The sequence below is a fragment of the Bacteroides sp. B1-V-101 genome (assembly GCF_023656585.1).
GTDB lineage: Bacteria > Bacteroidota > Bacteroidia > Bacteroidales > Bacteroidaceae > Bacteroides > Bacteroides thetaiotaomicron.
The window spans coordinates 83,083-97,416 of the sequence record NZ_JAMOKH010000002.1; the positions used below are offsets into that span (position 1 = coordinate 83,083).

Here is a 14,334-nt window from a genome sequence, read left to right on the forward strand (position 1 = left end):
TAGGTTAGCGGATCGTCTGAGATTGGCACATTGATCCTTGGTTTGGTTTACCAAAGATAATACTTTCATCATATATTCAGCCGGTTTTTGCTGAATATATGATGAAATAGGTGCCGTTTACAGCAGTTTTAACAGACTTCCTACTAAAGTGATCTCATATTTCTTCCCTTTCACGGTGCTGAATGAGAGAGTTTTATCTCCGTATCTTACATTGCAGGGAGTTCCTGACCCGGAAAGAATGGTTGCTTTGTCCAGTTGCCCTTCTTTCCATGAAATGGAAATTTCGAAATTGCCTTTGGCACAGATGCCGGTTATCGAACCGTTCTTCCAGGCATCCGGCAAGGCTGGCAACAATTGGATAAATCCCATGTGGCTTTGCAACAGCATTTCGGTTATTCCTGCCGTACCTCCAAAGTTTCCGTCAATCTGGAAAGGCGCGTGGGTATCCCATAAATTGTCCAGTGTTCCGTTTTTCAACAGATTGCCGTATAACTTATAAGCATGGTTTCCGTCCTGAAGGCGTGCCCACTGGTTAAGTTTCCATCCCATGCTCCATCCGGTGGCTCCGTCTCCGCGGTGTTCCAATACCACTTTTGCGGCTTCTGCAAGTTTGGGAGTCGTGATGGGCGAAATGGTATGTCCCGGGTGCAATCCGAAGAGATGGTTCACATGGCGGTGTTCGTCTTCAGGGTCGTCTATGTCGGTCGACCATTCCATTAACTGCCCGTAACGTCCGATGCGGTAGGGAACTAATTTATCCAGTACCTTTTCCCATTGTTTGCGTTCTTTGGAGTCGATCCCCAGTTCTTTGCTGGCTTGGATAGCGTCCAATAGTATTTCACGCACTACGGCATGTGCAAAGGTTACTCCCTCGTCTATCGGTCCGTGTTCGGGAGAGGTGGAAGGAGCAGCGGTATAAGTGCCGTCGGGTTTATGCCATAAATGGTCCACTGCAAATTGTGCACTGCTTTTGATAAGGTCATACCCGATCTCTTTCAGGAATTTCTTATCGCGGGTATAGTCATAATATTCCCAGATGTGTGTGGCAAGCCACGGGCCTGCGGTGGGATTCAGGTTCCATGACATCATATTGCTGGATAAAGGCGCTGTAAATCCGAAGATATTGGCAGAGATGGATGCCGTCCATCCGCGTGCGTTGAAGTAGGCTTGTGCCGTTTGTTCACCGGGTTTCACCAGGCTGCGTATAAAGTCTATCAAAGGCCATGTGCATTCCGAAAGGTTGGCGGAGCAGGCAGGCCAGTAGTTCATCTGGATATTAATGTTATTGTGATAATCCACTCTCCAGGGACCGTCCAGATTGTTGTGCCACATACCTTGCAGATTGGCGGGCATATTGCCGGGGCGCGAACTGGCTATCAGCAGGTAACGCCCGAATTGATAGTACAACTGTTCCAGTTGATAATCCGGGGTTCCTTTTTTATAATTAGCCAGACGTTGGTAGGTGGGGAGGTTGGGAGTGCTTATATCCGGATTGAGTTGCAGCCGTACCCGGTTGAATAGCGCCGTATAGTCGGCTTCATGATTACGGTACAGTTCATCATATCCTTTTTGTACGGCTTGGTCCATCATGATTCGGGTGGTTTGTTCCGGATCGTTGCCTACATACGTTTTCGGGTCTTTGAAATCGGGATTGAAGTTCATTTTATAATCGGTGTCCGCTGTGAGCAGAAATACCACTTCGTCAGCGCCTTTTACGATAAGGCGGTCGTTTTCAGCTTCCAGAGTTCCTCCTTTGTGGATAGCTTTGATTCGGAAGGCAAACTTCATACCGTTGTTATCGAGTACTCCGGTATATACCAGTCCGTCTTTTCCGTCTGCCCTGAGGTTACTTTTTGCTTCGCTGTTGGGGCAATAGCTCAATATAAGGTTCTGTTTTCCGGATTGGTTGGCGGTGAACTTCATTACCATAGCACTGTCCGGATAGGAAATGAAATATTTCCGTTGATATTGCACTCCATCTTTATCGAACTGCACCACAACCATGGCAGAATCTAATGACAAGATACGGCGATAGTTACTCATTCTGAGTTCATTGAGTCCGGTTTCCACATAAAGTTCTCCCATCGTGGTGAACGAACCGAAACGGAATGGAGTTTCATCTTTCTCTTCGTAAGCTGCTAAACCATTGAAGTTGTTCCGGGTGAGTTGGGCGGCTTTTTCTTTGTCTTCATCCAGAAATGCCTGGCGGATTTCTTTTAATACTCCTGCCGATTGTTTGTTTACGTCCCAGTAATATTCCGCTCCTTTCGAAGTATTCGGTCCTCCTTTCCAGAGAGTTTTCTCATTGAGAGTGATGCGTTCGGCAGCCACCGACCCTAAGATGTTCGCTCCCAGACTACCGTTTCCGATAGGAAGTGAACGACTTTCCCACGTTTTGTCAGGATTGGCTCCTGAACCGGAAGCACGTAGCCAGATAGCTTGCCCGTCGAGATTGTTGGGAGTATCGAACCAGACAGAGAGTCCTTTGGTATAATCAACAGTTCCTATTGATGATGCGGAAAGGGAGAAAAGTGTGCAGATAAAAAAAGAATAAAGTTTCTTCATAATAAATTAATTTAAAGGAGTACGTGCAAAAGTACTCCTTTTCTTCCTTATCCATGTTCTGACTCTTTTTCAATTTTGTTCAATAGGCTTTCAAAAATCGATAAAAATGCCTTGTTAGCTCCTTCTTGACTCGGAAATGAATAAAATTGTGTAGTAAATGAGTAGTTGACCATTAGCAGGTTAGTACAGACACTTCGATTCTCACCGAAATGAGAAAAAATTCTCACTGCAATGAGAAAATATTCTCATAGGCATGAGTATTTTTTCTCACTGTGGTGAGAATTTTTTCTCATCACGATGAGAATACTTTGAGAATATAGTAACCTGTATTGTGCTGTCTATTAACTTGATAATGATTGATAACGTTCTGTCTTATGCCTGCAATTGATTGGCTGCAAAACGTCCTGTTTCTAAAAAATGCGGGTTTTTGCCTAAAAAACAGTTTGTTTGTCACTGCACGGGAAGTGAATCACCATCTATTGGCATTTGTTTTTGATCACTTCTCTATCAATAATGATCATTTAGCGGATTGCACAGGGTTCTTTTGATCATTATTGAATTTTAATTGATGATTTTTGAATGTTTCCTTTTATGCTGTGGTTGTATTTTTGTCGAAGATTGAAACTTATTGTTAGCTAGTGAAAGTATGAATCTTTATTATTAAATGTAGTATTATGAAAAAAAGGAAACAGATGAAAAAACAAAGTTGTTTTGTTAGTCTTCTGATGCTCCTCCTATTATTCCCTTTAGGAGCGTTTGCACAGCAACAAATGATTAAAGGACAAGTGGTGGATGATAGTGGTGAATCTATTATCGGAGCCACAATCATGGTGAAAGGGGCCAAAGAAGGGACTTTGACCGATTTTGACGGAAATTTCTCTCTGAAAGGTAAAGTCGGCACGACATTGTCCATTTCTTATGTAGGTTATTCTCCTCTTGAAGTGAAAGTGAAGAAACTTGAAGGTAACCGTTTCGTATTAAGAGAAGATGCAAAGGTGCTCGATGAGGTAGTGGTTGTAGGTATGGACAAGCAGAAGCGCAGCACTATTACGGCTGCCGTTGCTACGGTAAGTTCGGAAGCAATCGCCAGTCGTCCGGTAACGGACTTGACCAGTGCCCTTCAGGGTAATGTCGCAGGCTTGAATTTTTCAACAGATGCAGTCGCTGATGGTGTCGGCGGTGAAATGGGTGCTGAAATCAAGTTCAATATTCGTGGTACGGGTTCTATTAATAAAGGAGAACCTTATGTGCTGATCGACGGAGTTGAGCAGAGCCTTCAGAATGTGAATCCTAACGATATTGAAACGATCAGTATATTGAAAGATGCTTCTGCAGCTGCTGTTTATGGTGCCCGTGCTGCCTATGGTGTGATTATTGTTACTACCAAAAGCGGTGGAAAGGATAAAACACGTGTCTCTTACAATGGAACAGTCGGCTTCAGTTCACCTATCAATATGCCCAAAATGATGAACTCTCTGGAGTTTGCTCATTATATAAACGAACGCAATGATAATGATGGCAAGAAACACGAGATTTCTGACGCACTCATAGAAAAGATGGAAGGGTTTATGAAGAATCCTTATTCCACGGAATTTCCGGGTATCGAACCTAATCAGAATAAGACCAACTGGGCATCATCAAAGGATGCGGTATATGCCAATACCGACTGGTTTGATTATTATTTTAAGGATGCTTCCATTCGTCATTCCCACAATCTGAGTATATCCGGCGGTTCTGATAAGGTCAGCTATTATGTAGGTTTAGGCTATATTTATCAGGAAGGTCTGATGGATAAGGTAGATGATAACCTGAGTAAATACAATGTGAATACGAAATTTCAGATTAATGCTAATAAATGGTTGAAGTTCAACTTCAACAACAACCTGACATTGAATATTCTGAAGCGTCCGATGGCGAACCAAACCATCTTTTATGGAACCATTGGTCAGACTATACCGAATGCTCCGACTCATTATCCCATTGAGTCGAAATATAATGATGCTTCAGAGTTCCGTTATCTGAAAGAATCACATTATGTAGAAAACCGTATTTCCGATGCTATGTCTTTCTCCGCTACCATCACTCCGCTCCAAGGATGGGATATTGTAGGAGAAATGAAAGTCCGTTTCGATGTGGAAGATAATAGCTTCAAACGTGGTTATCCTACTTACGAAAAACCCGACGGAGAGTTATCGATAGATAAGTCGACCAAGCAGGGATACGTATATCCGGGTATGAACTGGAAAAATTCCCGCTGGGGATCTTACACCCGTGGGAATGCCTTCGACTATTATCTTTCTCCGAATATACTCTCTTCTTATATTTTTGGCTGGGGCGACCATACCTTTAGGGCAATGGCAGGTTTTCAGATGGAACTGCAGGAAAACTCTGACGGTTATACCTATAAAGACGGTCTGCTGACCAGTGACATTTTCTCGTTTGCCAATGCCAATGGTAACCTTTCCGGCAATGAAGACCGTACTCACTGGGCCACGATGGGTATGTATGCCAAGTTGAACTGGAACTATCAGGAGGTATATTTCCTGGAATTTAGCGGACGCTATGACGGTTCTTCCCGTTTTGCTCCGGGACATCGTTGGGGATTCTTCCCTTCTTTCTCCGCCGGTTATGATATGGCACGTACCGATTATTTCAAGGGATGGAACCTTCCGTTCTCCCAGTTGAAGCTACGTGTGTCTTATGGACGTCTGGGTAATCAGAATGGTGCCGGATTGTATGACTATCTTGGATTTATGAATCTGGTTCCTGATTCTACCGACTCTTGGTTACTGCCGGGAGTAAGTGATACTCCGTCCAAAGGAGTACTTGCCAGAACACCTAAAATGATCAGTCCTTATATCACATGGGAGAAAGTGGATAATGCCAATCTTGGTATTGACCTGATGCTGTTCAGAAACCGACTTTCTGTAACTGCCGATATTTATCAGCGTACAACCCGCGATATGATCGGTCCGGCTGAGGCAATACCTTCTATCAGCGGTATTAATACTGAAGACCGTTCGAAAATAAATAATGCAACTTTGCGCAATCGTGGCTGGGAATTATCGGTCAACTGGCAGGATAGACTGAAATGTGGCTTTAGCTACGGTATCGGGTTCAATATTTCCGATTATAAGGCTGTAGTTACGAAATATAATAATCCCGAAGGCCTGCTTTACAATAATCATACCGGTCTGGCACGTAACAAAGGTTACTATGAGGGAATGGATATCGGCGAAATCTGGGGATTCCAGGCCGATGACCTCTTCCGAACCAACCGTGAAGTGGATGAATACCTCAAAACGGTAGACCTTAGTTTCTTTAAGCCGGGTGATAAGTGGCAACGAGGCGATGTGAAATATATAGATTCAAATCACGACGGAAAAGTCGATTCGGGCAAGGGTACACTGGCAGATCACGGTGACCTGAAAGTGATCGGTAACGCTACTCCCAAATATTCTTTTGGCTTCAACCTGAATGCAGGCTATAAAGGATTTGAAGTATCTGCTCTTTTCCAAGGGGTGGCCAAACGGCAATTCCCCATCTCCGGTGCGGCTTATTTCTTTGGTGGAAATAGCTATTTCAAGGAACATCTGGACCATTTCAATGCTCAGAATCCTGAAGGATATTTACCACGTCTGACGGATGATAAACAGACTCTGGCAGCCAATACAGGCTACAATACCACCCGTTACTTGCTGAATGCAGCTTATATGCGCCTAAAGAATCTGACGGTGTCTTATTCGTTCAAGCCTCAGCTGGTGCAACATATCGGACTGAGTAATTTGAGAGTATACGTCACTTGTGATAACCTGTTTACTGTTTCTAAATTGCCGAAACAGTTTGATCCGGAAACACTGAATCAGGTGAACGGATGGGTAGGCGGCAGTAATGACACTGCCCCGGCACTTACTTCACCATTGAATGCCAATGGTAACGGACGTGTATATCCTATGAACCGGAACTTTGTATTTGGAATTGATGTCACATTTTAATTAGAGAGGAACTATTATGAAAAAGAAGATAATTATTCTAACTGCTTTTATGGGACTGATGCTGTCTGCTTGTTCCGACTTTCTGGACCGGAAACCATTGACGCAGCCAGATAACACTACCTTCCTGTCAGGACGGGAACAGGTAGAGAACTATATCAATGCTTTATACCCGGCATTGCCCGCTCCGGCACAGTATGGAATGGGTGTCAGGGGAGAAGAGGTGAACAGCGACAATATTCTGGCGGAAAAGTATGATATGCGCCTGAATGGTGAAAATAATTTGTTCAGCGGCTCGTCCGACTGGAAGAAGGGGTATGAGAACCTGCGTGATGTCAACTATTTCTTCTACTATTATTGTGTTCCTGAAATAGAGGAAACAGCCGAGATACAATCTTTGCGAGGAGAAGCTTATTTCTTACGGGCTTACTGGCACTTTTATTTGCTAACCCGCTTTGGGGATATACCTATTATGGATGATTTTTGGGATGGGAATGCCACAGTTGCCGGTTTACAAATTCCGGCTACTAAGCGTTCGGATGTGGCACGGTTCATTCTGAGCGATCTGAAGGCTGCTATAGGCGAGCTTCCCGAAACTCGGGCAAGTCTGTTTTCCCGTAGTAAATATCAAGGATTGCGTATTAACAAGGAGGCGGCTATTATTCTCGCTATGCGGGTAGCGCTTTACGAAGGTTCATGGGAAAAATATCACAAAGGAACAGAGTTCGCCAAAGAGGATAATTCCGCAGAATTTTATCAGGAAGTATTGAACTGGGGTGATCAGCAACTTTTCCCTGCCGGTCTGACCTTGAATACAAAGGATTCTGATAAGGAAGCTATCAGTGCGGAAGACGCTTTTGCACATTTGTTTAATAAGAAAGATCTCTCTGGGATTCAAGAGGCTGTTTTCTGGAAAAAGTACTCTTTGAATGATGGTATCTTCAATGCTTTGGGAGGCCTACTTTCCAGTGGTGTGGTCAATACCGACGGCCCGGCAGGATTATCAAAATCTTTGGTTGATAATTATTTGTATACCGATGGTACTTTTATTGATCCTGCTGAACTGAAATTTAAGGATTTCAATCAAATGTTTAAAGATCGGGATGCGCGGCTTCTTGCTACAGTGATGCATACAGGCTGTAAATATCGCTCGAATGCAGGAGCTACTGCTTCTAAGCCAATGAACGTCAGAGCTTATGATCCTACAGGTACTAAGGAAGAAATAAAACTGAAGAATGATGATATCGTATCTCCGAGTTTGAATGGCAACGGGAACAGTAAAAACGTTACAGGATTTCATATTCGGATGGGCATCGATACAACTTATGTAGACGGTAACAGTGAAACAGCCATTATTATGTTCCGCTATGCGGAAGGATTGCTCTGCTATGCGGAAGCAGCAGCAGAACTCAATAAATATGATGATAATGTAGCCGCAAAAACGATAAAAGCGTTGCGTGAAAGAGCAGGTGTGAAATATATTACTCCGACAACCGATCCCAATTTCCCATTTACGGGAATTAGTCCTGTTATTCAGGAGATTCGCCGTGAGCGGCGTTCGGAACTGGCTCTTCAAGGGTTCCGTCTGGATGATTTGATGCGTTGGGCAGGTGCCGGAACTCTGAAAGGAATAGATGGCCGCGGCAGAGGTGCCTATCTGGGTAAAGAGGGGATTCTGTACCGGAGTTTTTCACCCGAGGGACAAGAGTCACTAAAGCTCGTATTGAAGGATAATGAGGGTTGGATGGACCCATTGCAGCAATACTTGCCTAATGGATACCTTTTCGATCTGAAACGGGACTATTTATTGCCGATTCCACAGGATGAACTACAATTAAATCGCCAGTTACGTCAAAATCCGGGTTGGGAGAATGTAAGTGAATAAATACCTCATTTTATAAACTATACTATTATGATAAAAAGAATATTATATACATTTTTACCCGTTTGCCTGCTTGCAACAGGATTTGCAGGTTGTGATGACGATGCGGTAGAACCATTGCCGGAGACTGTACCGTTGATTATAGAAGCAAGTGGAAAAAGCTTTGTGATGGGAGAAGAACTGACTCTTACCGTCAAAGTTAATGATGAAAAGAATCCGCAATTGACGACTAATGAAGATTTTGATGTGTATCTGACCGCTAAAGACGGGGAAATGGATGTATCGAAAATCGCATTTAAAGATTTTCCTTCGATGGTTACGGTCCCCAAAGGGGTGAGTAGCTTCGATATTAAATTGCCGATTGTGGAAAGTGGTCTTGAACCGAAACAGAAATTAACTGTGAACGTGACTGCCTTCGTGCGTGGCTATGCCATGACTAATCCTACTCAAACGGTGGTGGTCTCCGACCACTATTATACAGTAGTGTCACTGAAGAACAATTCGGATAATATAATTAATGAAGGTGATGAGTTTACTATTCAGGTGCAGACTCCTGTTCCGGTGAAAGACGATATGGATATTAACATCACTATTCCTGATGATCAAAAGAGTCTCTATGAAACGTTGCCTCCTGTTACATTGACAGTAAACGCAGGTGAAACTTTGGCAGAGGCAAAAGTGAAGACGAAACATAACCTCAGTCCTACACAGCACGAAACGTTGGTACTGAATTTTACAACTATTTCTGTTATGTATCCGCTGGATAATGATAAAATGGAAATCATCATGAAAGACCTCGAAGCAGGAAAGGGTAGTAAACTTCTTGACGAACGCTGGGTATATGATCATCCGGGGATCCCGTTTGCTTCCAGTGGAAGGCAGACGGCTGTGGTTGAGCAATATGGCGATGCTGTTTTAATGAAGGAGTTGGATGCGCATCCTAATGCGGACTTGGCTGCAGCAGGCTGGAAATTCTATAATGCGTGGGAATTCCATAGTGTGGGAAATTCGGGCGACATGTGGAACAATGGCAACTCTTTTGGTAATAAAGTACCTCTGTTCCTGGCGGCACGTAATACCGTGATCGTTCAGAACCATGCTGCTTGTATAAACGAACAGTTCTCAAAGATTACGGACGACGGCTATCTGCGAATGATAGAAATGAAAGTACCGTCAAATGCTACGGCTCCTGCATCAGGGCAAAGAGATTATGGTACAGCAGCTTTCTATGGTTGTGGAACGGGTTCTCCGTGGAAGTCCAACAGTCAGTTGATATCAGAAGGTTGCAGAATGGAAATCCGTGCCCGTCTTCGTGGGCAGAAGAATGGCTTTAATATGGGTATCTGGCTGGTTTCTGATGAATCTGCCGGTCAGAAATCTTATTCGGAAATAGATATTCTTGAAAATCCTGTCGGTCCTGTAACCGGAGACAGAGCACATCAGACATTCCATACCGGTCCTACTACAACTGATAATAAAACCAAAACTGCTAATAATACAATCAATATGACTGAATGGAATATTTATTGGGTAGAGTGGCGTTCGGATACGGAAGTTGCAATAGGTATCAACGGAGAAGAAACCGTAACCTTGAAGAAGAGCGAATGTACCGAAGAGGAGTGGACCTTTACGAATGCAAAGAATGAGAAGGGACTTAAGTTCATCCTCACTATGGGTGCACCTAATAAATGGGGACTTGGCGGTGGAACAGAAACAGGCGGAGTATGGTCTCCTGATGCCGGCTGGGATTCCGGATTCGCAAGTTACAATAATTATGAGCGAGATAAGGAAAACGACGCTATCCCTCGTCTGGAGATTGATTGGGTTCGTACATACATCAATAAAGCTACGGTAGCAGATTATGAACTGGGTAAAGCTAAAAATGGTACTAAGTTCTATTAATCAATAATCCGTATTATCAATCATCCGGGGAATCCCGCAAGTATTCTCCGGATGATTTCTTTTAAATCAATGAATAAATAAAATGAAGTATACTTATATAATTCCTGTCACCGGATTGGCTGCTGCAGCTTGTAGTTGTACTTCGGTAAAAAAAGAGGCTGCACAGAAGCCACTGAACATCGTCTATATCATGACCGATGATCATACAGCACAAATGATGAGTTGCTATGATACCCGATATATGGAAACTCCCAATCTTGACCGCATAGCGGAAGAAGGAGTACTCTTTACCAACAGCTTTGTGGCTAATTCTCTGAGCGGACCCAGCCGTGCCTGCATGATAACGGGCAAGCACAGTTGTGCCAACAAATTCTATGATAACACCACTTGTGTATTCGATAGTGCTCAACAGACATTCCCCAAATTGTTGCAAAAAGCCGGATATCAGACCGCATTGGTAGGCAAATGGCATCTTGAAAGCCTTCCTTCCGGATTTAACTACTGGGAAATAGTTCCCGGTCAGGGCGATTACTACAATCCGGATTTCATTACACAGAACAACGACACCATCCGGAAGCACGGATATATCACAAATCTGATTACCGATGATGCCATTGACTGGATGGAACACAAACGTGATCTTGATAAACCTTTTTGCCTGTTGATTCATCACAAAGCGATTCATCGCAACTGGTTGGCAGATACGTGTAATCTGGCTTTGTATGAAGATAAGACCTTCCCGTTACCGGATAATTTCTTCGACGATTATGAGGGACGTCCGGCTGCCGCCTCACAGGAAATGAGCATTGCCAAAGATATGGATATGATCTACGATCTTAAAATGCTGCGTCTTGATAAAGACTCCCGCCTGAAAGCCTTGTATGAAAAGTATATCGGACGGATGGACAAAGCACAGCGTGCCGCATGGGATAAGTTTTATGATCCGATCATAGCCGATTTCTACCGGCAGAACCTGCAGGGGAAAGAACTTGCCAACTGGAAATTCCAGCGTTATATGCGCGACTATATGAAGACGGTGAAATCATTGGATGACAATGTCGGTAGAGTATTCGACTATCTGAAAAAGAAGGGATTACTGGACAATACACTGGTAGTTTATACTTCCGATCAAGGCTTCTACATGGGTGAGCATGGTTGGTTTGACAAACGTTTCATGTACGAAGAGTCCATGCGTACTCCTCTTATCATGCGCCTGCCGAAAGGCTTTGACCGCAGGGGAAAGATCACGGAAATGGTGCAGAACATCGACTATGCCCCTACCTTCCTCGAACTTGCCGGAGCTCCTGTGCCCGAAGACATCCACGGAGTGTCACTTGTTCCGTTGCTGAAAGGCGAACATCCTCAGGACTGGCGGACAGCCTTATATTATCATTTCTATGAATATCCTGCCGAACACATGGTGAAACGCCATTACGGCATACGTACCGAACGCTATAAACTGATTCATTTTTATAATAACATCAACTGGTGGGAACTTTACGACCTGCAGGCTGATCCTACGGAGATGCACAACCTTTACGGTCAACCCGAATATGAATCCATCGCCGAAGAACTGAAAGTAGAAATGGAAAAACTGCAGGAACAGTATAATGATCCGGTCCGTTTCTCCCCTGAGAGAGACAAGGAATAATAATAAAACTGACTATCATGACGAAATACATCTTAATCATTCTCATGCTACTGGCACCTATAGCGGGGGCAAGCGCTGATAACTTAACACCATCCCCTATTTCAATAGTTCCTTGTCCGGTACGTGTAGTACCGGGCAAGGGTAACTTTACCTTTTCCGACAAGACAGTCTTTTCCGTAGAAAACCATGAACAGGCGGTTATCGCCCGTAACTTTATAGACTTATTTAAAAAAAGCTCAGGGATAATTCCTCAGTTGACAATGGGTAGCAGTGAGAAGAGTCATGTTCGTTTTACGACTGACTCTTCTCTAAAAAGTGAAGCATACCTGCTGGAAGTTACCCCGCAGCAGATTTTGGTGAAAGCTTCCGATACGAAAGGATTTTTCTACGCATTGCAGACGATCCGTTTACTGCTGCCACCTGCTATCGAAGGCAATCAACGGGCAAAGTGCCTTGACTGGAATATTCCCACAGTGACTATTCAGGATGAACCACGCTTTGGTTATCGGGCACTGATGTTGGATGTCGCCCGATTCTTTATTCCTAAAGAGAACGTTTTGCGTATCATCGATTGTATGGCGATGCTCAAAATCAATACTCTCCATTTTCATCTGACGGATGACAACGGCTGGAGGCTGGAAATCAAGAAATATCCCCGTCTGACGGAAACAGGAGCCTGGCGGGTCAACCGTATGGATGTTCCTTTCTATTTCCGGCGCAATCCGGAACCGGGAGAACCTACGCCTATCGGAGGATTCTATACACAGGAGGATGTAAAGGAGATGGTGGCTTACGCTGCCGAACGGCAGATAGAAATTATTCCCGAGATTGATATGCCTGCCCATAGTAATGCTGCATTGGCTGCTTATCCGGAATTGACCTGTCCGATAGTAAAGAGTTATATCGGGGTGATCCCGGGTTTGGGTGGAGGCAATTCAGGAGTGATCTACTGTGCGGGAAAAGATAGTGCCTTTACTTTTTTGCAGAATGTTCTGGATGAAGTGATGGCTTTGTTTCCTTCCCGCTATATCCATCTGGGAGGTGATGAAGCGCAAAAAGGATATTGGGAAAAGTGCCCGCTTTGTCAGGCACGGATGAAAAATGAACATCTGGACAATGAAGAAGACTTGCAAGGTTACTTTATGAAACGGATGAGTGACTACGTGTGCAGCAAAGGACGAAAAGTGATTGGCTGGGACGAACTGACCAACAGTAGTTTCCTGCCCGAAGGCGTTATCATCCAGGGATGGAGAGGACTGGGAACGGCTGCTCTGAAAGCAGCGGAGCAAGGGCATCCGTTCATCATGACACCCGCACGTATCATGTATCTGATTCGTTATCAGGGACCGCAATGGTTTGAACCTCAAACCTACTTTGGTAATAATACGTTGAAGGATATTTATGATTATGAACCGGTGCAGGCAGACTGGAAGCCGGAGTACGCTTCTTTACTCATGGGCGTGCAGGCATCCATGTGGACAGAGTTCTGCAATAAACCTGAAGACGTGGATTATTTAGTATTTCCCCGTCTGGCTGCATTGGCGGAGATAGCATGGACACAGCCGGAGAAAAAGGATTGGACTTCATTTCTGAAAGCAATGGATATTTATAATGAACATCTGACGGCAAAAGGAATTGTCTATGCCCGTTCGATGTATAATATTCAGCACACGGTGACTCCCGAAGATGGAGCACTGAAAGTGAAACTGGAATGTATCCGGCCGGATGCAGAAATACATTATACGACAGATGGCAGTGAACCTATAGCTACTTCACCTCTTTATAAAGAAAAATTGGCCGTAAAAGAGACATTGAATCTTAAAAGTGCTACTTTTGTGAAAGGCAGACAAATGGGAAAGACACTGACGCTTCCTGTTCGTTGGAATCTGGCAACCGCCAAACCTGTGTCGGGATGTAATCCGAATGAGAAACTTCTGACTAACGGGATACGTGGAAGCCTGAAGTATTCGGACTTTGAATGGTGTTCTTGGACGAATAATGATTCTATCTCTTTTACTATAGATATGGAGAAGATGGAGAAGGTGAATACCTTCACTATTGGTTGCATAACCAGTTATGGTATGGCTGTACATAAACCGCGCTTGATAGAGATTGCGGTATCCGGTGATAATAAAACTTTCGATAAGGCAGGAGAACGGACCTTTACTCCGGAAGAGATTTTCCGTGAAGGTAATTATATTGAGGATATATCGATAAGTTTGGGAGGCGTTGAAACCCGCTATATAAGGGTAACGGCAAAAGGGATAGGAAAATGTCCTGATAACCATGTCCGTCCCGGGCAGGAGGCAAGAGTGCATTTTGATGAAGTGATGATAGAATGA

General features: G+C 44.0%; 6 protein-coding genes. 5 read left to right on the forward strand and 1 reads right to left on the reverse strand.

The genetic code is table 11. From position 1 onward, the window contains the following. Window positions 1–117 precede the first annotated feature (117 nt). Window positions 118–2,565 (reverse strand): glycoside hydrolase family 95 protein, encoded by a 2,448-nt coding sequence (locus NBH01_RS01990; protein WP_225678782.1) that lies wholly within the window; start codon window positions 2,563–2,565, stop codon window positions 118–120. Window positions 2,566–3,239: 674 nt separating this feature from the next. On the opposite strand from NBH01_RS01990, the gene NBH01_RS01995 reads away from it, so the two are divergent. The 5 genes from NBH01_RS01995 to NBH01_RS02015 all read left to right on the forward strand — a co-directional run bounded on the left by NBH01_RS01995 (window position 3,240) and on the right by NBH01_RS02015 (window position 14,334). After that, the gene (locus NBH01_RS01995; RefSeq protein ID WP_061473344.1) at window positions 3,240–6,560 is read left to right on the forward strand and encodes a SusC/RagA family TonB-linked outer membrane protein; all 3,321 of its coding nucleotides are present in this window, start codon (window positions 3,240–3,242) and stop codon (window positions 6,558–6,560) included. 16 nt (window positions 6,561–6,576) lie between these two features. Further along, complete coding sequence (locus tag NBH01_RS02000) at window positions 6,577–8,442, forward strand: RagB/SusD family nutrient uptake outer membrane protein (protein ID WP_011108690.1); 1,866 nt, start codon at window positions 6,577–6,579, stop codon at window positions 8,440–8,442. Between the two features lie 27 nt (window positions 8,443–8,469). Continuing rightward, window positions 8,470–10,341, forward strand: coding sequence for a DUF5006 domain-containing protein (locus tag NBH01_RS02005; protein WP_011108691.1), 1,872 nt, complete (start codon window positions 8,470–8,472; stop codon window positions 10,339–10,341). 82 nt (window positions 10,342–10,423) lie between these two features. Further along, window positions 10,424–11,992 (forward strand): sulfatase family protein, encoded by a 1,569-nt coding sequence (locus tag NBH01_RS02010; RefSeq protein ID WP_221647055.1) that lies wholly within the window; start codon window positions 10,424–10,426, stop codon window positions 11,990–11,992. A 17-nt stretch (window positions 11,993–12,009) separates the two neighbouring features. Beyond that, window positions 12,010–14,334, forward strand: a complete 2,325-nt coding sequence (locus NBH01_RS02015; RefSeq protein WP_011108693.1) for a glycoside hydrolase family 20 protein — start codon at window positions 12,010–12,012, stop codon at window positions 14,332–14,334.

What these genes read in the sequence shown, in the direction of transcription:
- NBH01_RS02000 (WP_011108690.1), top strand. Translation starts at nt 6,577, where the DNA reads ATGAAAAAGAAGATAATTATTCTAACTGCTTTTATGGGACTGATGCTG.
- NBH01_RS02010 (WP_221647055.1), top strand. Translation starts at nt 10,424, where the DNA reads ATGAAGTATACTTATATAATTCCTGTCACCGGATTGGCTGCTGCAGCT.
- NBH01_RS01995 (WP_061473344.1), top strand. Translation starts at nt 3,240, where the DNA reads ATGAAAAAAAGGAAACAGATGAAAAAACAAAGTTGTTTTGTTAGTCTT.
- NBH01_RS02015 (WP_011108693.1), top strand. Translation starts at nt 12,010, where the DNA reads ATGACGAAATACATCTTAATCATTCTCATGCTACTGGCACCTATAGCG.
- NBH01_RS01990 (WP_225678782.1), bottom strand. Translation starts at nt 2,565, where the DNA reads ATGAAGAAACTTTATTCTTTTTTTATCTGCACACTTTTCTCCCTTTCC.
- NBH01_RS02005 (WP_011108691.1), top strand. Translation starts at nt 8,470, where the DNA reads ATGATAAAAAGAATATTATATACATTTTTACCCGTTTGCCTGCTTGCA.